Source organism: Gelidimonas denitrificans, assembly GCF_055694065.1.
The window spans coordinates 2,370,086-2,392,740 of the sequence record NZ_CM146350.1 but is presented as its reverse complement, the minus strand read 5'-3'; the positions used below and the strand labels follow the sequence as shown (position 1 = coordinate 2,392,740).

Here is a 22,655-nt window from a genome sequence, read left to right as displayed (position 1 = left end):
CATTCTTCAAGAGATGGCTGAATTATGTTCTAATCTGTGAACCTCGTCCTCCCTTACTCCAGCCCAACCCAATATGCCTTTAGCGCCAAAAACAATCGCTGTTATAGGCAAGCCTCAAGCTCCCGGTATCGCGCAATCGCTGTCCCAGATCGCCCATTTTTTCGATGACGCAGGATATACCGTGGTGCTGGAAGCAGAAACCGCGCGCGATATTGAACTGGCCGGTTTCGAAGCAATGACGCCGACACAAATCGGCCAGCAGGCCAATGTTGCGATTGTGGTCGGCGGTGACGGCACCATGCTCGGCATCGCACGCCAGCTGGCGCCGTATGACGTGCCTATGATAGGGATTAATCAGGGGCGGCTGGGCTTCATGGCCGATATTCCGATCGATGGCATGCTGCCGGTGCTGGCTGACATGCTGGCAGGAAATTACGAGACGGAATTCCGCAGCCTGCTGGAAGGTTGCGTGATGCGCGAGGGTGAAAATATTTTTTCCGCACTGGCTTTCAACGATGTGGTGGTGTCGCGCGGGGCTGGCGCCGGCATGGTCGAGTTGCGGGTCGAGGTCGATGGCCACTTCATGTACAACCAGCGCTCCGATGGCTTGATCGTTTCCACGCCGACCGGTTCGACCGCGTATTCGCTGTCGGCCGGCGGGCCGTTGCTGCATCCCAGCCTGTGCGGCATCGTGCTGGTGCCAATTGCCCCGCACGCGTTGTCAAATCGTCCGATTGTGGTGCCCGATTCGAGCGAAATCATGATCGAAGTCGTCAGCGGCCGCGATACCAGCGTCAACTTCGATATGCAGTCATTTGCCAGCATATTGCTTCACGACCGTATCCATATCAAGCGTTCCGCGCACCGCATCACCTTCATGCATCCGCAAGGCTGGAATTATTACGATACCCTGCGCGAGAAGTTGCACTGGAACGAATATCCGTCGGCCGAAGGGCAGTTAACTTAAATTGCGCTGAATTGCGTTAAATTGCGGTTTTCACGCCAATGCAGCAGCCAGTCTTACATTCTTCAGGTCTCACCATGCTACGTACACTTTCCATCCGTGATTTCGTGATTGTCGATTCGATCGAGCTGGAATTTTCCTCCGGTTTTTCGGTATTTACCGGCGAGACAGGGGCCGGTAAATCGATTCTGATTGATGCTTTGGCGCTGGCTTTGGGCGGACGCGGCGACGCCAGCGTGGTGCGCGAAGGCGCGTCCAAGGCGGATATCAGCGCCGAGTTCGCGGTCAATGCGCAAACGGTAGCCTGGCTGGACGCCAACGAATTTCAGAGTGAAGAGGGCGCGGTGTTGCTGCGCCGCGTGATCGACAACGCCGGGCGCTCCAAGGCCTTCATCAACGGCATCGCCGCCACCGCTTCCCAATTGCGCGGAATCGGTGAAATGCTGGTCGATATTCACGGCCAGCACGCCCATCAGTCCCTGCTGAAACCCGATGCGCAGCGCATTCTGCTCGACAGTCAAGCCGGTTTGCTGGCGCAGGCGCGGGAAGTAGCCGCCGCCTACAAAGACTGGCGCGGCATCGCCAAACAGCGCGAAACCTATGAGAAAGACGCCAAAAACGTACTGCTGGAACGCGAGCGGCTGGAGTGGCAAGTGGGCGAACTGGAAAAACTCGCCCCCAAACCGGGCGAATGGGATGAAGTCAGCACCGAGCACAGCCGTCTGTCGCACGCCGCCAGCCTGATCGAAGGCGCGCAGGAAGCGCTGGACGCGATTTCCGAATCCGACCACCCGATTCTGTCGCAACTGTCTAGCCTGAACCAGAAACTGGACAAGCTGGCCGACATCGACGGCACCCTGAAACCGGTGCTGGAATTGCTGGAACCGGCCCGTATTCAATTGCAGGAAGCGGTATCTGCGCTCAACGATTACCTGAGCCGGGTCGAACTGGACCCGAATCGCCTGCGCGAAGTCGATGCGCGGCTCGAAGCGCTGCATTCCACCGCCCGCAAATTTCACGTCGCGCCGGAAGACTTGCCGAGCGAATACGTATCCCTGTCGGTGCAATTGAAACAGTTGGCCGACGCCAGCGACCTCGATGCGCTGCGGGCGCAGGAAGAGAAAGTCAAGGCTGCATACTTGCAAGTGGCGCAAAAATTGTCCAAGGCACGCAGCAAAGCCACCAAGACATTGGGGGACGCCGTGACTGCCGCGATGCAGGATTTGAGCATGGCCGGCGGGCGCTTCGTGGTGGGATTGAATCCCTGCGAGCCAGCCGCTTATGGGCTGGAACAGGTGGAGTTTCTGGTGGCAGGCCACGCCGGTACTGCGCCGCGCCCTTTGGCCAAAGTCGCGTCAGGCGGTGAGCTGGCGCGCATCTCGCTGGCGATTTCGGTCATCACCTCCAGCGCCACTTTGACGCCGACGCTGATTTTCGATGAAGTCGATAGCGGCATCGGCGGCGGCGTGGCCGAAGTGGTTGGCCGCCTGTTGAAACGCCTGGGCCAGGACCGGCAGGTGTTGTGCGTGACGCACCTGCCGCAAGTCGCCAGCCAAGCCAATCAGCATTTCGAGGTCAGCAAGGCGAATCAGGACGGCAGGACACTTTCCCGCATCAACGCACTCGAAGCAAAAGATCGCGTGGAAGAAATCGCCCGCATGCTGGGCGGGATTGAAATCACCGCCACCACCCGCAAGCACGCGCGGGAATTGCTGGCACTTTAACTACGCCTAGTATGTGATAAAAACACTTGTTTTCCGCATTGATCTATTGCGGTATTAAAAAATACCCCTGTTATTTTAAAAGTAGAATGGGTGCAACCCATCTTGTAGACTTGATAAGTGATGGGTTTCACCCATCCTACGCACGTTATTCGTTCAACTCATCATTAGAAACCATCCGACATGTCTTTTCAGCCAGAACCGCCCTACGCGCACGGCACGCTGCCTAAAACCGCCGTCGTGCTGGTAAATCTCGGCACGCCCGAGGCACCGACCGCTGCTGCGGTGCGGCCTTACCTGAAGCAATTCCTGTCGGACAGCCGCGTAGTCGAAATTCCAAAAATAATCTGGTGGTGCATTCTCAATGGCATCATCCTGCCGCTGCGCGCCGGCAAATCGGCGGCCAAATACGCGACCATCTGGACCAAGGAAGGCTCGCCGCTGAAGGTTCACACCGAAAAGCAGGCCAAATTGCTGCAAGGATATTTGGGCGAGCGTGGTCACCAACTGCAAGTGGCGTATGCGATGAGTTACGGCAATCCTTCGCTGCCAGCCGTACTCGACAAGTTGAAAGCAGATGGCTGCGAGCGCATCCTGGTCTTGCCCGCTTATCCGCAATATTCAGCCACCACCACCGCGTCCGTTTTCGACGCGGTATTTGCGTATTACCGCAAGGTGCGCAACATTCCGGAACTGCGCCTGATCAAGCATTACCACGACCATCCCGGCTATATCAATGCCCTGAAACAATCGGTGCTGGCGCATTGGCAGATCAACGGCCGCCCGGACCAACTGGTGATGAGCTTTCACGGCGTGCCGAAACGCACGCTGAGTTTGGGCGACCCGTACCATTGCGAGTGCCACAAGACGGCACGTCTGCTGGCGGAAGCGCTGGGGTTGACGCAAGAGCAATATCTGGTCACCTTCCAGTCGCGTTTCGGCAAAGCCGAATGGCTGCAGCCGTACACCGCGCCAACGCTGCAAAAGCTGGCAAAAAAAGGCGTCAAGCGGGTTGACCTGATGTGCCCCGGCTTCACCAGCGATTGCCTGGAAACGCTGGAAGAAATAGCAATCGAAGCGCGCCGCGACTTTCTGGCCGCCGGCGGACACGAATTCAACTATATTGCCTGCCTCAACGAGGCTGCGGTATGGGTGGATGCGCTGGCCGATATCGTCTTGCAGCACACCAGCGGCTGGCCGACCACGAGCACCGCAGCCTCACGCGACGCGCAACAGGCCGCCGCCGCGATTGCGCGCGCGGAATCGAAACGTTTGGGTGCAATTTCATAGTAAAAGTGACAGTATTTTTCAAGATGCTTTAAATTATTGCGGAATAACAGTGTTTTTTATGCATACTCAACATTTGAATAACACTGTAAATTTTCCGCGCCGCACCCAATTCGAGGACCGCAGCGCCCCCTTGAATCTGATCCGGATAGCCCCATTTATTTCGGGTGCTGAAATTACGTTATAGATCGTCGGAGGCTTTGGATGCAAAACGCAGAGAAACAAACAGAAAAAATGGATCAATTGGAACCCTTACAACCAGGGCAAGACGCATCTACAGCAGGTGACGAACAGGTTGCCGGCGATGCGGCGCTGGAGCAGCAGCAACAACTTGTAGCGGCGCAAGCCAAAATTGCCGAGATGCAGGATGCGTTTTTACGCGCCAAGGCGGAGGCCGAAAACATTCGCCGTCGCGCGCAGGAAGACGTCAGCAAGGCGCACAAATTTGCCATTGAAGCTTTTGCCGAGTTGCTGGTGCCAGTCAGAGATAGCCTGGAAATGGCGCTGGCAGTCGAAACGCCATCGGTTGCCTCGCTCAAGGAAGGTGTTGAAATGACACTGAAGCAGCTTGCCACCGCGTTCGAGAAAAACAAGTTGACTGAAGTATCGCCAAAGCCGGGCGACAAACTCGATCCGGCTCGCCATCAAGCCATATCGATGGTGCCGGCCGAGCAGGAAGCCAATACCATTGTTACCGTGTTGCAAAAAGGTTATATGATTTCCGACCGCTTGCTGCGCCCCGCGCTGGTGACGGTATCGCAAGGCAAATAATCAATCGAAAAAGTGGTCAAAAATGCTTGAAAATGGCGTTTTTCACCACATAGTTGCATTCATCAGATTTCAGTCATTCAGCTTAAAAGGGAAACATCATGGCCAAAATTATCGGTATTGACTTGGGTACAACCAACTCGTGCGTTTCCGTTATGGAAAACGGGAAACCGAAAGTAATCGAGAACTCCGAAGGTACGCGCACCACGCCGTCCATCATTGCGTATCAGGAAGACGGCGAGATTCTGGTTGGCGCCTCGGCCAAACGTCAGGCAGTCACGAATCCGACCAATACCCTGTTCGCCGTCAAGCGCTTGATTGGCCGCAAGTTCGACGAGAAAGAAGTACAAAAAGACATCGGCCTGATGCCTTTTTCGATTATCAAGGCGGACAACGGCGACGCCTGGATTGCCACGCGCGGCAAGAAGCTCGCGCCACCGCAAATTTCCGCTGAAGTTTTGCGCAAAATGAAAAAAACCGCTGAAGATTACCTCGGCGAAGAAGTTACCGAAGCCGTCATCACGGTGCCAGCGTACTTCAATGATTCGCAGCGTCAGGCAACCAAGGACGCCGGACGCATTGCCGGCCTGGACGTCAAGCGCATCATCAACGAACCGACTGCGGCAGCGCTGGCGTTCGGTCTGGACAAAACAGAAAAGGGCGATCGCAAAATTGCCGTGTACGACTTGGGCGGCGGCACGTTCGACGTTTCGATTATCGAAATCGCCGATGTCGATGGCGAGAAGCAGTTTGAAGTGCTGTCCACCAATGGCGATACATTCCTGGGCGGCGAAGATTTCGATCAGCGCATCATCGATTACATCATCGACGAGTTCAAGAAGATCAACGGCCTCGACCTGAAAAAAGATCCAATCGCATTGCAGCGCATCAAGGCTTCCGCCGAACGCGCGAAAATCGAATTGTCTTCCGCCCAGCAAACCGAAATCAATGAGCCGTACATCGCGATGGCCAACGGCGCGCCGGTGCATTTGAACCTGAAAATGACCCGCGCCAAGCTGGAATCCCTGGTTGAAGAGTTGATCATCCGTACCATCGAGCCATGCCGCATCGCGATCAAGGATGCCGGCGTCAAGGTTACTGATATCGATGACATCATCCTGGTTGGCGGCATGACCCGCATGCCTATGGTGCAAGAAAAGGTCAAGGAATTCTTCGGCAAGGACCCGCGCAAAGACGTCAATCCCGATGAAGCGGTTGCTGTCGGTGCGGCAATCCAGGGTTCGGTATTGTCGGGCGAGCGCAAGGATTTGTTGTTGCTGGATGTGACTCCGTTGTCGCTGGGTATCGAGACCATGGGCGGCGTGATGACCAAGATGATCCAGAAAAACACCACGATCCCGACCAAGTTCAGCCAGGTATTCTCGACTGCCGAAGACAATCAGCCTGCAGTTACCATCAAGGTATTCCAGGGCGAACGCGAAATCGCTGCCGGCAACAAGGCGCTGGGCGAATTCAACCTGGAAGGCATCCCGCCGTCAAGCCGCGGTACGCCGCAGATTGAAGTAACCTTCGACATCGACGCCAACGGCATCTTGCATGTCGGCGCCAAAGACAAGGCGACCGGCAAGGAAAACAAGATCACGATCAAGGCCAATTCCGGCTTGACCGAGGAAGAAATCCAGAAGATGGTCAAAGACGCCGAGCTGAATGCGGAAGAAGACCATAAGCTCAGAGAGTTGGCAGACGCCCGCAATCAGGGCGATGCGCTGGTACACTCGACCCGCAAATCGATGGGCGAGTACGGCGAAAAGCTTGCCGCCGGTGAGAAAGAGCAAATCGAAGCGGCGATCAAGGAGCTGGAAGAAGTGCTCAAGGGCAATGACAAGGCTGTCATTGACGCCAAGACAGCCGCGCTGTCGAGCGCATCGCAAAAGCTGGGCGAGAAAATGTATGCCGACATGCAAGCGCAACAGGCTGCGGCAGGTGCAGCCGCTGGCGGCGCAGCCGGAGGTGCGGGTAGCGCAAATGGAGAAGGAAAACCGGCGGAAGATGATGTGGTCGACGCCGATTTCAAGGAAGTCAAAGACAAGTAATCCCCTGTCGGGCGGAGTAGGCAGCAAATGCGCCGCAATGGCTTGCCGAGTTCATGCAAAAGCGTAAGCGATGCTGGACTCGGCTTTTTGCATATTCCCATTTGCATTAAGATGGCAGCGAACGATGGCAGCGTTGACAACACCTTGTGCTGTGTTTGGCTGGTGTTTGATTTTGCTTTGCTCTCCTTTTTAATGCAAATTGGAATAACTAATAGCTCTGAGTAAAAGGTTGGAAAAAGATGGCGAAGCGTGATTTTTATGAAGTGCTGGGTGTAGCGAAAAATGCGTCTGATGAAGACATCAAGAAGGCGTATCGCAAGCTCGCAATGAAGCATCATCCGGATCGAAATCCGGATAGCAAGACCGCAGAAGGCAAGTTCAAGGAAGTCAAGGAAGCGTACGAGATGTTGTCGGACGCGCAAAAGCGCGACGCCTATGATCGTTACGGCCATGCCGGCGTCGACCCAAACATGGGTGGCGGCGGTGGTGGTGGCGCAGGCGGTTTTGGCGATTCCTTCGGCGACATCTTCGGCGATATTTTCGGAGGCGGCGCTCGCGGCGGACGCGGTGCCGGGCCGCAAGTCTATCGCGGCGCCGATTTGCGCTACAACCTCGAAATCACGCTGGAGCAAGCGGCGCATGGCTTCGATACCACTATCCGGGTGCCAACCTGGGATGCCTGCGAAACTTGCCACGGCAGCGGCGCCAAGGCCGGGACTTCGCCGAGCACATGTTCTACCTGCGGCGGGCATGGTCAGGTGCGCATGCAGCAAGGTTTTTTCAGCATTCAGCAAACTTGCCCGAAATGCCACGGCACCGGCAAGACCATTACCGACCCTTGCCCACCATGCGGCGGTGCCGGTAAGATCAAGCGCAACAAGACGCTGGAAGTAAAAATTCCGGCCGGGATCGACGAAGGCATGCGGATTCGCTCAAGCGGCAATGGCGAACCCGGCACCAATGGCGGCCCGTCGGGCGACTTGTACGTCGAAGTTCACATCAAGCAGCATGCGGTATTCCAGCGTGATGGCGATGACCTGCATTGCGAAATCCCGATTTCGTTCACCAAGGCGGCGTTGGGCGGCGACATCGAAGTGCCCACACTTAGTGGCAAGGCGTCGTTTTCGATTCCTGAAGGCACCCAGTCGGGCAAGACATTCCGCTTGCGCAGCAAGGGCATCAAGGGAGTGCGTTCCGGTTATGCGGGTGATCTGTTTTGCCACGTAGTGGTTGAAACCCCGGTCAAATTGACGGAAGCCCAGAAAGCCAGCCTGCGTGAATTCGAGCGCCTGACTTTGGAAGGCGGCGCCAAGCACAGCCCGCAAAGCAAATCCTGGATGGACAAGGTCAAGGGGTTTTTTGAGTAGTTTGCTGAATCTCTTTCGTCCTAGCCGTAGGGCGCAATAAGCGTAGCGCATTGCGCCGAACTAGCTGCAAGGGCTGCGCTTATTGCGCCCTACGCCCTTGTCGTTTTTGCCCCTTATCCGGATTGCCCCGCTACGTTTTAAAAATTTTTAAAGTTAGTGATTCCTGTCATGTCTTATGCGCAACAATTTTTTCTGAATCTGATTAAACGTACCAGCCTTGTAACGCAAATCATCATCGGCTTGATCGCCGGAATTTTGTTTGCCCTGGTCTTTCCTGCGGCTGCCGTATCCGTGAACTTCATCGGTAGTGTGTTTGTCTCGGCGTTGAAGGCGGTAGCACCAATTCTCGTTTTTGTGCTGGTGATGGCTTCGATCGCCAGCCATAAAAAAGACCAGAAAACGCATATTCGGCCGATTCTGCTGCTCTATCTGCTGGGCACATTCGCCGCCGCGATGGTGGCAGTCATCGCCAGTTTCATGTTCCCGTCGACACTGGTGCTAGTCACCGACAATGTGGCGGTGGCACCCCCTGGCACCATTTCTGAAGTCTTGAAGACATTGTTGCTCAACGTGGTCGACAACCCGGTCAACGCTTTAGTGAAAGGCAACTTTATCGGCATCCTGGCCTGGGCCGTTGGGCTGGGCATCGCACTTCGGCATGGCAGCAATACCACGCGGGTCGTGCTTGGTGATCTCTCCGACGGGGTGTCGTACATCGTCAAACTGGTGATCTGCTTTGCTCCTCTGGGAATATTCGGCCTGGTTGCCTCGACTCTGGCCGAGTCTGGTTTCGGTGCGCTGCTGGGCTATCTGCAACTGTTGCTAGTACTGGTGGGCTGCATGTTGTTTGTCGCTCTGGTGATAAACCCGGTGATCGTCTACTGGCAAATTCGCCGCAATCCCTATCCGATGGTCCTGACCTGCCTGCGCGAGAGTGGGATTACCGCGTTTTTCACGCGCAGTTCCGCCGCCAACATTCCGGTAAACCTGCAACTCTGCGAGCGTTTTGGTTTGCATAAAGACACCTATTCAGTCTCGATCCCGCTGGGTGCGACCATCAACATGGCCGGCGCAGCAATTACTATCACAGTGCTCACCCTGGCGGCAGTCCATACGCTGGGGATTGCGGTGGATATTCCGACTGCAATTTTGCTCAGTGTGGTGGCATCGATTTGCGCCTGCGGAACGTCCGGAGTCGCGGGCGGTTCCTTGTTGCTGATCCCGCTGGCTTGCAGCCTGTTCGGCATTCCCAGCGAGGTTTCCATGCAGGTGGTGGCGATCGGCTTCATCATCAGCATAGTGCAGGATTCGGCGGAAACGGCGCTGAACTCCTCCACCGACGTATTGTTTACGGCTGCGGCCTGCATGGCGAAGGGCGGTTATGCCGATTCGACTAATTCGGCTAATTCGGCCAAAGAGGTCGGCTGATTCAAAAGCTTTTCTGCTTCGAAATGTCATAACGCTGCTACCGGTTGTGATTCGGCAGAAGTAGTGCCCGCCACGCCCGAATTAATTGCGGCGCAGAATTTTTTCAAAAAATCAGGGGCGTGATGCGAAAGCGATTGTTGTTGGTGGGCGGCGGCCATGCGCATCTGTTCGTGCTGGAGGCGCTGCGCCTGCAACGCGCATTGTGGCGTGATCGGCTGGAAATAACCTTGCTGTCGCGCGATGTCATGACGCCGTATTCCGGCATGTTGCCGGGACTGATCGCCGGGCATTACCGCAGTTCGGAATGCCATGTCGATCTGCGGCTGCTGGCAAACAGCGCCGGCATCGAACTGGTGCAGGCCGGCGTGGATCAGATCGACCTGCAGCGCAATGTCGCTATGGCACAGGGCCGGGAGTGGCGCTTCGATCTGGCGTCGCTTGACATCGGTGCGACGCCGCCTTTGGCGCTGGTGCCGGGCGCGGCCGAACACGCGCTGGGAATCAAGCCGATTGATGTCTTCCTGCAGCGATGGCATGCGCTGGAACAGGCCAGCGCTGCGCTGCAGCGGCCGATCCATATCGTGGTGGTCGGCGGCGGCGCCGGCGGGGTCGAAATGGCGCTGGCCATGGCCCATCGTTTGCGGACCCGGCGCAGTTTGGTGAAATTGTCGCTGGTCACGCGTGCCGCTCTGCTGCCGGCTTATCCACGCCGCGCCGCGCGTCTGGCGGCACGCCATCTGGAAGCTGCCGGAGTCGCGTTGCTGACCGGGACCAACGTAAGTTCGGTGACGCCGGGACGGCTCAACTTTGATAATGGCAGCACCGCGTCTTTTGATCATCTGCTTTGGGCCACCGGCGCAGCAGCGCAGCCGTGGCTGGCGCAGTCTGGCGTGGCGACGGTGGACGGCGGCTTCGTGCAGATCAACCAGCATTTGCAATCGGTGAGCCATCCGCAACTGTTTGCCGCCGGCGATATTGCCAGCAATCCGCAGCAGCCGCGCCCGAAAGCCGGCGTGTTTGCGGTGCGGCAGGGGCCGATATTGGCGCAAAACCTGCTGCACCAGGTATTTGGCGAACCCTTGATCGAGCATCTGCCGCAGCGCGATTATTTATCGCTGCTGACGACCGGGCCGCGCCATGCAATCGCTTGCTGGCACGGGCTGGTGTGGCAGGGCGACTGGGTGTGGCGCTGGAAAAATAGTATCGACCGGCGTTTCATGCGGCGTTTTGCGCTGCCTTTGCAGCCGGCAGATCCGCTGCCTGAGCCTGGACCCGACGACCGGGCTTGAATTTACCTGCGGCAGGCTGCCCATTCCGATAAGATATGTGCGCGCAATATACTGTGCCGGCAGCTGAATTGATGCTGGCTGTCATATTTTTTCAGGAGTATGGACAGATGCTAGAACCAAAAACGGATATTTCACCCAATCAGCTTTTTCAGAATAACCAAGCTTGGGCCGATGCCATCAAGGCCAATGATGCAGATTATTTCAAGAAGCTAGCAGCGCAACAGTCGCCGGAATACTTGTGGATCGGCTGCTCAGACAGCCGTGTTCCGGCCAATGAATTACTTGGCATGCTGCCGGGCGAACTGTTTGTCCATCGCAATATTGCCAACGTGGTGGTGCATACCGATTTGAATTGTCTCTCTGTGCTGCAATTTGCCATCGATGTGCTGGGCGTCAAGCATGTGATCATTTGCGGCCACTATGGCTGTTCCGGGGTGCATGCAGCGCTGACGCGCCGCCGCATCGGCTTGGCCGACAACTGGCTGCGCCATGTGCAGGACGTGCATCAGAAGCACGAAAAATATTTCGGTGATGTCTTGCCCAGCCGTGCGCAGCAGGATCGCTTGTGCGAATTGAATGTGATCGAGCAAGTCACCAATCTGTGCCAGACCACCGTTCTGCAGGATGCATGGGAACGCGGTCAGGAAGTGACGGTGTACGGCTGGGTCTATGGTTTGCAGGATGGCTTGTTGCGCGACCTCGGCATGATAGTTAATTCAGCCGAAGTGTTGGCGCAAAAGCTGGTTACGGTGTTTGATCGCTATGAACTATAAATGTTGAGATAATAGTTTTTAGGCTCTATTCGCGTTACACGTTGCTGCGTAAATAATCCCGGGCAAAGTTGAATATCTTGCTTCACTCTATAGCAACGTGTAATGCAAACATAGCCCTATAGCGTCGGGTTCGAAATTTAGGCGTGATACGTTTTTACGAAGAATCCTTACGCCTAGCCATGCTGGCCAGAACGCCGAGACAGGCGAATGAGACTACGGCAAAGTCCGCCGTTATTTGGCCCAGAAGGACACCAAAAACGGGGGCGCCAGCCGTTTGCCCGACTGCTACCATGAGAAAAGCAATGGTCAGGCCGGCCGCCGGCCGTTCCGGCATGGCCGATACGCCCCAGACAAGATAGATGCCGGTCAGCAGGATATAGGCGGCTCCGAACAATGCTGCGCCGAAAAAGGCCAGGATCGCCGTCGTCCCGGACCAACCGATGCAGACTATGCCGCAAGCCAAGGCAAGCAGCGAGAAGAAGTGGGTCGTGTTCACGCCGAATCTGGCGACCAGCGTTCCGGCAAGCCCGCCAAAGATCCCGGCCGAGCCGATGACAATCCAGAGGAGGCCGGTTTGCTGACCCGTCCAGTCAAGGCTGCGCGTCGTCAATTCACCTCCGAAAGACCAGATCGCCGTGCTGGCCGCACCCATCAGAAAAGCGGCGATCATGAGACGAGCAAGATCGGCGGACGGCTTCGGCACGCTGCCTGGCCCGACAGCCCGGTCTTTGCCGTCGCGCGGGATAAAAACAAAAGCGGCAATGGCGACAGCGAGGCTCGCCGTAGCGAAGAGCGCAAAAGCAAGCCGCCACTCCGCGCCCAACAGCAATGCGGCTGGACCGGTCAGGGCCACGCCCGCGCTGGTTCCGGCATTGATGATGGTGTTCGTAGCGTCCTGGCGTTCGCGTCGAACCGCGCGGGATACCGCTGCTGCCAAGGGCGGTGAAACAAGCCCCGTGCTTATCCCTGCGAAAAGGACTGCAGCAGCAAGGACGGGTGCCGACGTTGCCATTGCGATGGCCGCCAGCCCTGCGGTGGCGACAAGCCCCGCACCGCCAGCGACCAGTCGCGGACCGAAGCGCTCAGTCAGATAAGCGGATGCAATGATTGCGACGCAATATCCAAGGAACGATCCTCCCGCGATGAAACCGCCGATCGTGGGCGATATGGCGAGATCGGCTCTGATCTCCGGGAGGAACAGACCGAACGCGAAACGGGCAAATCCATAGCAAACCGCGATCAGCGCGAAGCCGGTCGTACTCAGTCGCAGGGCGGGCGTCATGCTGCCACCTTCGCGTTGTCCACCAACGTCCTGGCCGCTTTTCGTGCAGCCGATACGGCACCGGGTCCACCCGTCTCGCCCGCCACCCGCAGGAATAGGCAACCACGCGCTCCTTCGACCCTCATACAATCCTCAAGGGCATCGAGAACCTCGCTTCGACGCTATGCACCTCCAGCCGAAGCAGGAAACGCCGGTCGTGGTCATTGAGCACCTCGACCAGCAGCACAATTTTGCTACCAATGTGCTTCCAGACATCGGCCCAGCCATCGCCGCCGCCGGATTTTTTGGCGCCGCGCTCGAAGCAATAGTGGTCCGGGTCACGCGGCTTGTCCACGCCAAGCAGGCCGCACAGATCGTCAAAATGCCCCTGTGCCCCGGCGCGTTCGTTGAGTTTGTTGTCTTGCCAGAGGGCGATGAATTGTGCAGGAGGCATGGTGTGGTATTGGGGTGGGCAGCGGCATGGCTGAAGCTTGGCGCTTATTCGTTTTCGTCGCTTTTGTTATTTTTATAAGCAATAAAACAGGGGGTATGGCAATTTTAACTGCAATTACCGCATATATTCATTGCGGTATGTGCAAATACAGTTTGCAGTATATCTTTAGCGGCTGGCGTCAGATCAAAAAAATGCAGCAGGATTGATGTTGAATCGTGCCGAAACTGCTTTTATTTGTCGAATATTGAGATCGCGGATACCGCGCAAAATTTCCGACACCACGCCTTGTGTACCCACCTCCGGCAAATCGGATTGGGTGAGGTTATGTTGCTCCATGAGAAAACGCAGCATCGCAGAGGGCGTTACGTCGCCATTCGGATAATGGATGTCGTCATAGTCGCCGATAATTTCACCAAGGGTTGCAGCCAGGTCGGCCAAAGGATGGGCTTCATCGCCAGCGCCGACATCCAGCAGTTGATTAAGCGCGCTCACTGCTTTGTCATATTCGGCTGCCGTGCGAACTGGGCGCAGGGGAACAACGGCGTTGAGCGCTTGAAAATGGGCTGTGATCTCAGCAACCATTTGACGGTTTATTACGGCTTCCATTTGTCATACTCCTTGTGCGTGAACACATGCCGGATAAAAAGCATTTGACGATTGAAATGGATGGAAGCAACGATCCGGTATTTATTGCCGCCGATGTCAAAAACATAAAAATCACCCACCTTGTCCGTTGCGTTGAATGCCGTCTTGATGTCGGCAAAGCTGGCAAATGCGCTTGCTTCAAGCAGCTTGCGCCAAGTCTGAAGCAACTCTCGCGTTTCTGGATATTTCGCAGAAAAGTTGAGTAAGGCCTTGTTGGAGATGATTCGCATATATTAATTCTATCTCAATTTGAGATTATTAATGCGTTTGATAGGTGGCTTAAATTTCTCGGGTTTTTGGTCCGTTACGAATGGCTTTATGAATGCGCCTGCAACCGGCCGTCGCGCAATTTCAGGCGTTGCACTTGCGGCAGCGCGATCAGGTCGCGGTCGTGGCAGGCCATGATTACGCTGCTGCCTTCGGCTAGCAGGGTTGGAATCAGCCGGATCACTTGTTCGCGCGCGGTGCCGTCGAGGTTGGAGGTGGGCTCGTCCAGCAACAGCAGCCGGGGTTTCAGGATGCGGGCGCGGGCCAGCGCCACGCGCTGCTTTTCGCCGCCGGATAAAGTGGTCGCCAGGTTGTCGCGCAAGTGCGCGACGCCAGCCCATTCCATCGCTTCTGCGGTTTGCCTGGCGCGCAATGCTCTGGAATCGCCGCGCAGCTTCAGGCCGAAGCCGATATTGGCCGCCACGCTGCCGGCAAACATGACCGGATGCTGGTGCACGTAAATGATCGCGGCGCGCAACGCGGCCGGGTAGGGCGTCAGCGGCATCGGCATGGACATGGATTCGCCGAGCAGGGCAAGCGCGCCGCATTCGGCGGTTTCCAGCCCTGCCAGGATGCGCAGCAGCGTGCTTTTCCCGGCCCCGTTGACGCCGGTCAGCACATAGGCGCTGGCGCTGGCGATCGAAAAGCTGTTGATATCGAGCACGATGCGCTGGCCGTGGCGCTTGCGCAGATGTTGCAATTGCAGTAATACCGTCATCGCAGTTGCCCTTGCCGCTGCGCGTCGCCCTGCAGCAGCATCAGCGCTGCATTGATCACCAGCGCAATCGCGATCAGCACCAGGCCTAGCGCAATGCCTTGGGCGAACTCGCCCTTGCTGGTTTCCAGCGCAATTGCCGTGGTGATGGTGCGGGTGGCGCCGGCGATATTGCCGCCGACCATCATCGCGCAACCGACTTCCGAAATCACCCGGCCGAAACCGTTGATGACGGCCGCCATCACGCCGAACCGCACTTCGTGCAGCAGCGTGAGCATCACGCGCAGGCGCGATGCGCCGAGCGTGATGGCGGTTTCCGCCAGACGCGGATCGGCCGCTTGCACCGCAGCCAGCGTCAGCGCGATCAGCACCGGCAGCGCGATGATTGCTTGTCCGGCGATGACGCCGGACTGCGAAAACAGCCATTGCAAACCGCCCAGCGGCCCTTGGCGCGTGAGCATCATGTAGAGCAGCAGGCCGATCAGCACGGTGGGCACCGCCAGCGCGACCTGCGCCAGCCAGATCAGGATGCGCCGGCCGCGAAAGTTGCTGCTGGCAAGCGCATAGCCGGCCAGCAGCGCGATCGGGGTGGCAATCGCCAGCCCGACGCTGGAAGTCTTGAGCGACACCCAGATAATTTGCCACAGCGCGGCGTCGCCCGAAAACAGCAGCGCGAACGCAGCGCCGGTGGCCTCCATCATCCCCATTCTGGTTGGCTAGCGGCGTTTCAGAAGCAGTGTTCGGCAGCCGGGAACGATTTATCCTTGACCGCCGCTACATACGCCTGCACCGCAGCGCCGATGCTGATTTGACCGTCCATGAAGTTCTTCACGAAGCGCGCCTTGCGGCCCGGAAACACGCCCAGCATGTCGTGCATTACCAGCACCTGGCCGGAACAATCCGGCCCGGCGCCGATGCCGATGGTCGGGATCGCCAGTAATTCGGTCACTTCGCGGCCCAGCGCGGCGGGAATCGCTTCCAGCACCAGCAGTGCCGCGCCGGCGGCCTGCAGCAGCTGCGCGTCGGTCTTGAGATGATCGGCGCTCTCGATAGTTTTACCTTGCACCTTGTAGCCGCCCAGCTGATGCACCGATTGCGGCGTAAGGCCAAGGTGGGCGCAGACCGGTACCGCGCGCTCGGTCAGGAAGCGCACGGTCTCGGCCAGCCATGCGCCGCCTTCCAGCTTGACCATGTGGGCGCCGGCCTGGATCAACTGCACCGCGTTGTTGAACGCCGATTCAGGCGTGGCGTAACTGCCGAACGGCATGTCGGCCACGATAAACGCCGACTTGCTGCCGCGCGCGACGCAGGCGGTATGGTAGGCGATGTCGGCTATCGTGACGGGCAGGGTCGAATGGTGGCCCTGGCACACCATGCCGAGCGAATCGCCGATCAGCAGCACGTCGACCCCGCAGCTATCCATCAGAGCCGCGAAGCTGGCGTCGTAGCAGGTCAGCATGCTGATCTTCTGGTCCGCGGCGCGCATCGCGTTCAGCGATGGGATCGTGACAACCTTGGTCGCGGCCGGTTTGGTGGCAGCCGTCGGCGTGCCGGCAGCGGCCATGTCTTTTCCCTGCAAATAACTAGCCATAAAATCCTCTAAGTTGCAAAATCCGGTTGCAATAGTGTAGCGCCCTGACGCGGGCTTGATACTGCGCAGCAATAGTGTTGCGCACCTTAACCACGAAAAATGAAGTACACCGCTCCCACCAGACACAGACCCGCCCAAACGAAATCGAGCTTGAACGACTGGCCCATGTACAGCATGGCGAACGGCACAAACACCACGAGTGTAATTACTTCCTGCATGATTTTCAGTTGCGCCAGATTGAACTGGGTATAACCGATGCGGTTGGCCGGCACTTGCAGCATGTATTCAAACAGCGCAATCGCCCAACTCACCAACGCCGCGATCCACCACGGCTTGCTGGCCAGGTTTTTCAGATGGCCGTACCAGGCTATGGTCATGAAAATATTCGAAAAGAACAGCAGGCCGACTGTTTGGAAAGTGATCGAATTTGGCATGATGTCGCCTGCGGTGTATTATAAAATTTGTCGGGTATGCACGAAATAATGCCATTTTCCGCATGTTTTCTGTGCTGTTCTGAAAATACTATTGCCGGTATATTTATTGCGCCAAAGCTGTGTCAGATTCTCTGAATGGCCTGATCCGCCACTGCGGGTGCGAACTGCTGTGCGGCGCCGTGGCCCGGAATCTGGATCAGCGGGTCGATTTGCAGCAACGGGATCAGCACGAAGGCGCGCTGTGTCATGCGCGGATGCGGCACTTGCAGCGTCGCGCTGGCAATCGTCTGGTTGCCGTACAGCAGCAGATCGAGGTCGAGCGTGCGTGGCGCGTTCGGATACGGGCGCTGGCGGCCGAAATCCTGTTCGATCGCTTGCAGCGCCAGCAGCAGTTCGGCGGCTGGCAAGCGGGTTTCGAGTTGCACCACCGCATTAATGAAATCGTCGCCGGCAGCGTCAATCGGCGCGCTGCGAAACAGGCTCGATTGCGCGCTGACACGGGTATCGGGCAGAGTTTCCAATTGTTCGATGGCGCGCAACACCTGACTGCGCGCATCGCCCAGATTGGCGCCCAGGCCAATGTAAGCTTGCATTGGCGGCTGCAATGTCACTGCGCGCTTTCGGTGTTGCCGCTGACTTTCTTGCGGCCGCGTCCGCCGCGTGATGCGCCGCGTTTTGCTGCGCCGTCGGGCGCGGCCGCACTGCGCGGTTTTGCGGTCAGCAATACTTCGCGCTCGTTGCCATCGGCGGCCATGAAGCTGGTCCACCACACGCCGATCTCAGCATCAATCTCGCCGGAAGCGCAGCGCAGCAGCAGGAAATCGTAAGCGGCGCGCAGGCGCGGATGCTCCAGCAGCTTGTAGGGCGATTTGCCGATGCGGCGCTCGAAGCGCGGCTGCATGGCCCAGATGTCGCGCATGTCGGAGCCGATCTTGCGCTGAATCGCCAGCTTGTCGGATTGCGTGTCGAGCACGTCGTCGGCGGCCAGATGCAAGGCGGGAATCGGATTTTCGCCGGCGGCCTGGTAGGCGGTCCATTTCTCCAGCACCTGATGCCACAACAGCGAGGCGAACAGGAATCCGGGTGAAACCGGTTTGCCCAGCTTGACCCGCTCGTCGGTGGCGGCCAGCGCCAGCGTGATGAATTTCTCGCCCATCGGCTGTTCCAGCACCACGTCGAGCAAAGGCAGCAAGCCGTGATGCAAGCCTTCCGAGCGCAAGCGTTTCAGGCAAGCCAGCGCCTGGCCGCTCAACAGCAGCTTGAGCATTTCGTCGAATACCCGGGCCGAGGGCACGTTGTTGATCAGCGGCGCCATCACCGCAATCGGCGCGGCGGTGGCGGGGTCGATCGAAAACTGCAGCCGGGCCGCGAAGCGCACCGCCCGCAACATGCGCACCGGATCTTCGCGGAAACGCGCCTCCGGGATGCCGATGATGCGCAGCGTTTTCTTGCGGATGTCGGCCATGCCGCCGTGGAAATCGAGCACGGTCTGGGTCGCCGGATCGTAATACATCGCATTGATGGTGAAATCGCGCCGCACCGCATCCTCGTGGTGCGCGCCGAAGGTATTGTCGCGCAGCACCCGGCCGTGCTCGTCTTTAGGCGACTCGACTGCGGCCGGGCCGCGGAAGGTGGTTACTTCCAGCAAATCCTGGCCGAACATCACATGCACGATCTGGAACCGCTTGCCGATGATGAACGCGCGCCTGAATAAACGCTTGACTTGCTCCGGGGTGGCGTTGGTGGCGATGTCGAAATCTTTCGGCTTCACGCCCAGCAGCAGGTCGCGCACCGCGCCGCCCACCACATACGCCTTGAAGCCGGCGTCTTGCAGGGTTTTCGTGACGCGGATCGCGTTGTTCGACAACAGCCCGGGGTCGATGCCGTGCTGTTTCGGGCCGAGCGTGTCCGGCTCCATGTTGTTGCCGGCGGCATCGGTCTTGGTGATGCCCAATATCTTGCGGATGTATTTTTTAATCATGGAATAACTTCAGGATGGGCCAGCCGAGCGCTCTGGCGTGCGCTTCCAGTATGGCATTGGGATTGGTCGCCACCGGATGGGTGACGGCTGACAATAGCGGAATATCGTTTTGCGAATCGCTGTAAAAATGGCTCTGGCCGAAGCTGCCGAGGGATTTCCCCATGCCGGCGAGCCAGTCGTGGGTATGGCGCACCTTGCCGGCGCCCGAACTCGGAATCCCGATCAGTTTGCCGGTGATGGTGCCGTCGGGCAGGGTTTCCGGCTCGGCTGCGATCAAATGCCGCACCTCCAGCGCTCTAGCAATCGGCGCGGCGACGAAGCGGTTGGTGGCGGTGATGATGGCGACCAGATCGTCGGCGTCCTGGTGGCGTCTCAGCAGGTCGCGCGCTGCCGGCGTGATGACCGGAAGGATCACTTCGGCCATGAATTGCGCATGCCAGTCGTCGAGTTGGCGGCGCGAAAATTGCGCCAGCGTGCCCAGCGCGAATTCCAGGTACTCGACCGGGTCCAGCGTGCCGGCCTGGTACTGGGCGAAGAAGGCGGCGTTGCGCAGCTCGAATGCGACAGGGTCCACCGCGCCGATGCGCGCCAGAAATTGCCCCCATTCGTAATCGGAATCGATCGGAATCAGGGTGTGATCGAGGTCAAACAGGGCTAAATTCATGGTGCTTTCGGTGTGCTTTCCGGAGGTTCAAGTTGTCCCAGTTGCAGCAGGCTGCGCAACAGCGACAAGGTAATCGGGCGTTGGGTTTCCAGGGAATATTTATCCAGACCGTCCAGAATGGTCGATAGCGAGCGCATGTCGCGCTCGGTGTGTGTCAGCAAATACGGCAGCACGCCGGGCGATAAGCTCAGGCCGCGCATCTGGGCGGAATAGTTCAGAGCGGCAATTTTTTCTTCGTCGGTGAGCTCATGCAGGCGATAAATCAAGCCCCAGCCAAGCCGGGTGCGCAAGTCTTCCCGCACCGCTAGGGTAGCTGGCGGTAGGTTGCCGACCGCCACCAGCGCATAGCCGTGCTCGCGCACCTGATTGAACAGGTTGAAGGCTTCGATCTGCAGCGCGGGGGATAACTGGTCGCAGTCGTCGATCAAATACAGCGTGACACCAGGGTCGAACTGGAAGGCTGCTGCGTCGGCGTCGGATGCAATGAAACGTGCAGTGGGCGCGGCCGCTTCCGCCACCGCACGCAGCAGATGGGTTTTGCCGGCGCCGGGCTGGCCCCAGACATACACGAAGCGTTCGCTGGAGACGCGCGCCACGATTTGCTGCAGGCGTTCGGCCAGTTCGGGATTCTGTCCGACGAAGAAGTTATCGAAGGTCTGCGGTTTTTCCGCCCCTAAATCGAGTAGTAGTTGCCGCATCATTGGTTGTAAAAACTACTTTCTAAATAATGTGCGCGCACATGCTTGATCGCGACTGAAAAGATGGCCGCCATCGGTAGCGCCAGCAGGATGCCGACAAAACCGAACAGCTGACCGAACGCCATCAGCGCGAAAATCACCGCCAGCGGATGCAGGCCGATGCGCTCGCCGATCAGGCGCGGCGTCAGGAAATAGCTTTCGATAACTTGGCCCACTCCGTAAATCAGGGCTACCAGGAGCAAGCCGTGCAAGCCGTCGAATTGCAGTACCGCTGCAATGAGCGCCAGTATCAGGCCCAGTCCGAAGCCCAGATAGGGAATGAAAGCCAGCAAGCCGGTGATGATGCCGACTGGCAGCCCAACGTCAAAGCCCGCCAGCATCAGGGTCACCGAGTAATACACTGCCAAAATCAGCATCACCAGCAATTGCCCACGCAGGTATTGCGCCAACAAGCCATCGACATCGTTCGAGATCACGCGGGTTTTGTCGATCCACGGGCGCGGTATCAGCCTGAAGGTGGATGCCAAAATTCGATGCCAGTCCAGCAATAGGTAGAACAGAATGAATGGAATCAGCAGCACCATTGCGGTCCACCCCAGCACTGCCGAACTACCCTGTTTGGCCGAGGTGAGCAGGGTACCCCAGATCTGGTCGCCGCTGGAGGCCATCTTCGACGACACCAGTTCTTTCAAGCCATCGATATCCAGGTTGACGTGAATTCCCAGTGCCGTCAGACGTGGGCTCAGAAAATTATTTGCCTGCGCCAGAAAGGCCGGTATTTTTTCGCGCAACAGCGGCAACTGACTCTGCAACACCGGCACCACAATCAGGATCAGCGCTAGCAGAGCAGCAAACAGCAGCGCAATCACCAGCAATGTCGCCACCGAGCGCGGCAGCCTGAAGCGGCCGATGCGCTTGCGGTCGAGCCAGTCGACGCCCGGGTTGAGCGCATATGCCAGAATCGCCGCCGCAATGAACGGGGTCAGAACCGGCCCCAGCAAGATCAGCAGGACGATCAGTAATATCCCCAGCGCCAGCCAGGTTGCAGATTGTTTTTGCTCGGAAGTGAGGGGAAATGGCATTAAATGGGTGTCGGTTCGGGTCAGTTTGATAAAATACCACTTTGCCGCGCCTGTTTGACGCGGTCACATTCCTTTATTTTACCGCCTCTGCCGCCAATCACACCATGAACTCGACTCCAAACGTTTCCCTTTCCTACCGCGACGCCGGTGTTGACATCGATGCGGGAGATGCGCTGATCGAAGCGATCAAGCCGTTTGCCAAACGCACCATGCGCGAAGGCGTGATGGGCGGCATCGGCGGCTTCGGCGCGCTGTTCGAAATCAGCAAAAAATTCAAGGAGCCGGTGCTGGTATCCGGCACCGATGGCGTGGGCACCAAGCTCAAGCTGGCTTTTCACCTGAATCGTCACGACACGGTCGGCATCGACCTGGTTGCGATGAGCGTCAACGATATCCTGGTGCAGGGCGCCGAACCGTTGTTTTTTCTCGACTATTTCGCCTGCGGCAAGCTCGATGTGGCTAGCGCCACCGATGTCATCAAAGGCATTGCCAAGGGTTGCGAATTGTCCGGTTGCGCACTGATCGGCGGCGAAACCGCTGAAATGCCGAGCATGTATCCGGACGGCGAATACGATCTGGCCGGTTTTGCAGTCGGCGTGGTGGAAAAATCGAAAATCATCGACGGCAGCACGATCATCCCCGGCGATGTGGTGCTGGGCCTGGCCTCGTCCGGCGCGCACTCCAACGGTTATTCGCTGGTGCGCAAGATTATCGAAATCGCCAAGCCGGACCTGGACAGCGATTTCCACGGCCGCAAACTGGCCGACGTGCTGATGGAACCGACGCATTTGTATGTCAAGCCGCTGCTGGCGCTGATCGCCTCCATGGAAGTCAAGGGCATGGCCCATATCACCGGCGGCGGCCTGGTCGAAAACGTGCCGCGCGTGCTGCAGCCGCACCTGACGGCCGAACTCGACCGCGCAAAATGGACCATGCCGCCGCTGTTTACCTGGCTGCAGCAGCACGGCAATGTGGCCGATGCCGAGATGCACCGCGTCTTCAACTGCGGCATCGGCATGGTTGTAATCGTCTCGCAGCAGAACGCCGCTGCCGCTATCGCCCAACTGCAAGCCGCCGGCGAAACCGTCAGCCAGATCGGCACCATTCGCGCACGCCAAGGTGACGAAGCGCAAACCATTGTGCTGTGATGTTGAGCAAGTAGGGGCGGGTTCCAAACCCGCCCCTGCCGGTTGTTGGCATAGTATATTTAAG

At 57.9% G+C, this 22,655-nt stretch carries 24 protein-coding genes; 11 read left to right on the top strand and 13 right to left on the bottom strand.

Annotated features, from left to right (window positions below):
• Positions 1-73 precede the first annotated feature (73 nt).
• The 9 genes from FKCLFG_RS11150 to can all read left to right on the top strand — a co-directional run bounded on the left by FKCLFG_RS11150 (position 74) and on the right by can (position 11,651).
• The gene (locus FKCLFG_RS11150; protein ID WP_472613163.1) at positions 74-967 is read left to right on the top strand and encodes an NAD kinase; all 894 of its coding nucleotides are present in this window, start codon (positions 74-76) and stop codon (positions 965-967) included.
• 74 nt (positions 968-1,041) lie between these two features.
• On the top strand, positions 1,042-2,688 hold the full coding sequence (recN, locus tag FKCLFG_RS11145) for a DNA repair protein RecN (RefSeq protein WP_472613162.1): 1,647 nt from the start codon (positions 1,042-1,044) through the stop codon (positions 2,686-2,688).
• Between the two features lie 180 nt (positions 2,689-2,868).
• Complete coding sequence (gene hemH, locus FKCLFG_RS11140) at positions 2,869-3,975, top strand: ferrochelatase (RefSeq protein WP_472613161.1); 1,107 nt, start codon at positions 2,869-2,871, stop codon at positions 3,973-3,975.
• Positions 3,976-4,176: 201 nt separating this feature from the next.
• The gene (gene grpE / locus FKCLFG_RS11135) at positions 4,177-4,743 is read left to right on the top strand and encodes a nucleotide exchange factor GrpE (protein WP_472613160.1); all 567 of its coding nucleotides are present in this window, start codon (positions 4,177-4,179) and stop codon (positions 4,741-4,743) included.
• Positions 4,744-4,841: 98 nt separating this feature from the next.
• Positions 4,842-6,794: a molecular chaperone DnaK gene (dnaK, locus tag FKCLFG_RS11130; protein WP_472613159.1), complete on the top strand. Its 1,953-nt coding sequence runs from the start codon at positions 4,842-4,844 to the stop codon at positions 6,792-6,794.
• Positions 6,795-7,033: 239 nt separating this feature from the next.
• The gene (gene dnaJ / locus FKCLFG_RS11125) at positions 7,034-8,161 is read left to right on the top strand and encodes a molecular chaperone DnaJ (protein ID WP_472613158.1); all 1,128 of its coding nucleotides are present in this window, start codon (positions 7,034-7,036) and stop codon (positions 8,159-8,161) included.
• 168 nt (positions 8,162-8,329) lie between these two features.
• Entirely contained in the window at positions 8,330-9,589 is a 1,260-nt protein-coding gene (gene sstT / locus FKCLFG_RS11120; RefSeq protein ID WP_472613157.1) for a serine/threonine transporter SstT, read from the top strand.
• A gap of 122 nt (positions 9,590-9,711) precedes the next feature.
• Positions 9,712-10,878: an FAD-dependent oxidoreductase gene (locus FKCLFG_RS11115; RefSeq protein ID WP_472613156.1), complete on the top strand. Its 1,167-nt coding sequence runs from the start codon at positions 9,712-9,714 to the stop codon at positions 10,876-10,878.
• 107 nt (positions 10,879-10,985) lie between these two features.
• Complete coding sequence (gene can, locus FKCLFG_RS11110) at positions 10,986-11,651, top strand: carbonate dehydratase (protein ID WP_472613155.1); 666 nt, start codon at positions 10,986-10,988, stop codon at positions 11,649-11,651.
• A gap of 154 nt (positions 11,652-11,805) precedes the next feature.
• On the opposite strand, the gene FKCLFG_RS11105 is transcribed toward can, so the two are convergent.
• Both FKCLFG_RS11105 and FKCLFG_RS11100 read right to left on the bottom strand, forming a co-directional pair.
• Complete coding sequence (locus FKCLFG_RS11105) at positions 11,806-12,933, bottom strand: MFS transporter (RefSeq protein WP_472613154.1); 1,128 nt, start codon at positions 12,931-12,933, stop codon at positions 11,806-11,808.
• 121 nt (positions 12,934-13,054) lie between these two features.
• Positions 13,055-13,366 carry a hypothetical protein gene (locus FKCLFG_RS11100; protein WP_472613153.1) on the bottom strand — a complete coding sequence of 104 codons (312 nt, stop codon included), beginning with the start codon at positions 13,364-13,366 and terminating at the stop codon, positions 13,055-13,057.
• A 26-nt stretch (positions 13,367-13,392) separates the two neighbouring features.
• Between FKCLFG_RS11100 and FKCLFG_RS11095 the strand changes: the two genes are divergently transcribed.
• Positions 13,393-13,572: a hypothetical protein gene (locus tag FKCLFG_RS11095; protein WP_472613152.1), complete on the top strand. Its 180-nt coding sequence runs from the start codon at positions 13,393-13,395 to the stop codon at positions 13,570-13,572.
• On the opposite strand, the gene FKCLFG_RS11090 is transcribed toward FKCLFG_RS11095, so the two are convergent.
• From FKCLFG_RS11090 to FKCLFG_RS11040, 11 genes are all read right to left on the bottom strand, one after another.
• Positions 13,550-13,972 carry a helix-turn-helix domain-containing protein gene (locus FKCLFG_RS11090; protein ID WP_472613151.1) on the bottom strand — a complete coding sequence of 141 codons (423 nt, stop codon included), beginning with the start codon at positions 13,970-13,972 and terminating at the stop codon, positions 13,550-13,552. The two genes, FKCLFG_RS11095 and FKCLFG_RS11090, sit on opposite strands and share 23 nt — an antisense overlap.
• Positions 13,960-14,241, bottom strand: coding sequence for a type II toxin-antitoxin system HigB family toxin (locus FKCLFG_RS11085; protein ID WP_472613150.1), 282 nt, complete (start codon positions 14,239-14,241; stop codon positions 13,960-13,962). The genes FKCLFG_RS11090 and FKCLFG_RS11085 overlap by 13 nt, the downstream gene beginning before the upstream one ends.
• 86 nt (positions 14,242-14,327) lie before the next feature.
• The gene (locus tag FKCLFG_RS11080; protein WP_472613149.1) at positions 14,328-14,996 is read right to left on the bottom strand and encodes an ABC transporter ATP-binding protein; all 669 of its coding nucleotides are present in this window, start codon (positions 14,994-14,996) and stop codon (positions 14,328-14,330) included.
• Positions 14,993-15,700 (bottom strand): ABC transporter permease, encoded by a 708-nt coding sequence (locus tag FKCLFG_RS11075; RefSeq protein ID WP_472613148.1) that lies wholly within the window; start codon positions 15,698-15,700, stop codon positions 14,993-14,995. Before FKCLFG_RS11075 ends, FKCLFG_RS11080 begins: the two co-directional genes overlap by 4 nt.
• A gap of 20 nt (positions 15,701-15,720) precedes the next feature.
• Complete coding sequence (panB, locus tag FKCLFG_RS11070; protein ID WP_472613147.1) at positions 15,721-16,584, bottom strand: 3-methyl-2-oxobutanoate hydroxymethyltransferase; 864 nt, start codon at positions 16,582-16,584, stop codon at positions 15,721-15,723.
• Positions 16,585-16,670: 86 nt separating this feature from the next.
• A complete protein-coding gene (locus FKCLFG_RS11065; protein ID WP_472613146.1) occupies positions 16,671-17,018 on the bottom strand; it encodes a DMT family protein in 348 nt (115 codons plus the stop codon).
• A 122-nt stretch (positions 17,019-17,140) separates the two neighbouring features.
• Positions 17,141-17,611: a 2-amino-4-hydroxy-6-hydroxymethyldihydropteridine diphosphokinase gene (folK, locus tag FKCLFG_RS11060; protein WP_472613145.1), complete on the bottom strand. Its 471-nt coding sequence runs from the start codon at positions 17,609-17,611 to the stop codon at positions 17,141-17,143.
• A gap of 14 nt (positions 17,612-17,625) precedes the next feature.
• Positions 17,626-18,999, bottom strand: coding sequence for a polynucleotide adenylyltransferase PcnB (pcnB, locus tag FKCLFG_RS11055; protein ID WP_472613144.1), 1,374 nt, complete (start codon positions 18,997-18,999; stop codon positions 17,626-17,628).
• Positions 18,992-19,663 carry a histidinol-phosphatase gene (locus FKCLFG_RS11050; RefSeq protein ID WP_472613143.1) on the bottom strand — a complete coding sequence of 224 codons (672 nt, stop codon included), beginning with the start codon at positions 19,661-19,663 and terminating at the stop codon, positions 18,992-18,994. The genes pcnB and FKCLFG_RS11050 overlap by 8 nt, the downstream gene beginning before the upstream one ends.
• Entirely contained in the window at positions 19,660-20,361 is a 702-nt protein-coding gene (gene hda / locus FKCLFG_RS11045; protein WP_472613142.1) for a DnaA regulatory inactivator Hda, read from the bottom strand. Before hda ends, FKCLFG_RS11050 begins: the two co-directional genes overlap by 4 nt.
• Positions 20,361-21,443, bottom strand: coding sequence for an AI-2E family transporter (locus FKCLFG_RS11040; protein WP_472613141.1), 1,083 nt, complete (start codon positions 21,441-21,443; stop codon positions 20,361-20,363). The genes hda and FKCLFG_RS11040 overlap by 1 nt, the downstream gene beginning before the upstream one ends.
• A 104-nt stretch (positions 21,444-21,547) precedes the next feature.
• Here FKCLFG_RS11040 and purM point away from each other — a divergent pair, with 104 nt between their 5' ends.
• Positions 21,548-22,591: a phosphoribosylformylglycinamidine cyclo-ligase gene (gene purM / locus FKCLFG_RS11035; RefSeq protein ID WP_472613140.1), complete on the top strand. Its 1,044-nt coding sequence runs from the start codon at positions 21,548-21,550 to the stop codon at positions 22,589-22,591.
• Positions 22,592-22,655 lie beyond the last annotated feature (64 nt).

Coding starts and splice junctions, on each gene's coding strand:
- FKCLFG_RS11150 (WP_472613163.1), top strand. CDS start 74: ATGCCTTTAGCGCCAAAAACAATCGCTGTTATAGGCAAGCCTCAAGCT.
- recN (WP_472613162.1), top strand. CDS start 1,042: ATGCTACGTACACTTTCCATCCGTGATTTCGTGATTGTCGATTCGATC.
- hemH (WP_472613161.1), top strand. CDS start 2,869: ATGTCTTTTCAGCCAGAACCGCCCTACGCGCACGGCACGCTGCCTAAA.
- grpE (WP_472613160.1), top strand. CDS start 4,177: ATGCAAAACGCAGAGAAACAAACAGAAAAAATGGATCAATTGGAACCC.
- dnaK (WP_472613159.1), top strand. CDS start 4,842: ATGGCCAAAATTATCGGTATTGACTTGGGTACAACCAACTCGTGCGTT.
- dnaJ (WP_472613158.1), top strand. CDS start 7,034: ATGGCGAAGCGTGATTTTTATGAAGTGCTGGGTGTAGCGAAAAATGCG.
- sstT (WP_472613157.1), top strand. CDS start 8,330: ATGTCTTATGCGCAACAATTTTTTCTGAATCTGATTAAACGTACCAGC.
- FKCLFG_RS11115 (WP_472613156.1), top strand. CDS start 9,712: ATGCGAAAGCGATTGTTGTTGGTGGGCGGCGGCCATGCGCATCTGTTC.
- can (WP_472613155.1), top strand. CDS start 10,986: ATGCTAGAACCAAAAACGGATATTTCACCCAATCAGCTTTTTCAGAAT.
- FKCLFG_RS11105 (WP_472613154.1), bottom strand. CDS start 12,933: ATGACGCCCGCCCTGCGACTGAGTACGACCGGCTTCGCGCTGATCGCG.
- FKCLFG_RS11100 (WP_472613153.1), bottom strand. CDS start 13,366: ATGCCTCCTGCACAATTCATCGCCCTCTGGCAAGACAACAAACTCAAC.
- FKCLFG_RS11095 (WP_472613152.1), top strand. CDS start 13,393: ATGGCTGAAGCTTGGCGCTTATTCGTTTTCGTCGCTTTTGTTATTTTT.
- FKCLFG_RS11090 (WP_472613151.1), bottom strand. CDS start 13,972: ATGGAAGCCGTAATAAACCGTCAAATGGTTGCTGAGATCACAGCCCAT.
- FKCLFG_RS11085 (WP_472613150.1), bottom strand. CDS start 14,241: ATGCGAATCATCTCCAACAAGGCCTTACTCAACTTTTCTGCGAAATAT.
- FKCLFG_RS11080 (WP_472613149.1), bottom strand. CDS start 14,996: ATGACGGTATTACTGCAATTGCAACATCTGCGCAAGCGCCACGGCCAG.
- FKCLFG_RS11075 (WP_472613148.1), bottom strand. CDS start 15,700: ATGGGGATGATGGAGGCCACCGGCGCTGCGTTCGCGCTGCTGTTTTCG.
- panB (WP_472613147.1), bottom strand. CDS start 16,584: ATGGCTAGTTATTTGCAGGGAAAAGACATGGCCGCTGCCGGCACGCCG.
- FKCLFG_RS11065 (WP_472613146.1), bottom strand. CDS start 17,018: ATGCCAAATTCGATCACTTTCCAAACAGTCGGCCTGCTGTTCTTTTCG.
- folK (WP_472613145.1), bottom strand. CDS start 17,611: ATGCAAGCTTACATTGGCCTGGGCGCCAATCTGGGCGATGCGCGCAGT.
- pcnB (WP_472613144.1), bottom strand. CDS start 18,999: ATGATTAAAAAATACATCCGCAAGATATTGGGCATCACCAAGACCGAT.
- FKCLFG_RS11050 (WP_472613143.1), bottom strand. CDS start 19,663: ATGAATTTAGCCCTGTTTGACCTCGATCACACCCTGATTCCGATCGAT.
- hda (WP_472613142.1), bottom strand. CDS start 20,361: ATGCGGCAACTACTACTCGATTTAGGGGCGGAAAAACCGCAGACCTTC.
- FKCLFG_RS11040 (WP_472613141.1), bottom strand. CDS start 21,443: ATGCCATTTCCCCTCACTTCCGAGCAAAAACAATCTGCAACCTGGCTG.
- purM (WP_472613140.1), top strand. CDS start 21,548: ATGAACTCGACTCCAAACGTTTCCCTTTCCTACCGCGACGCCGGTGTT.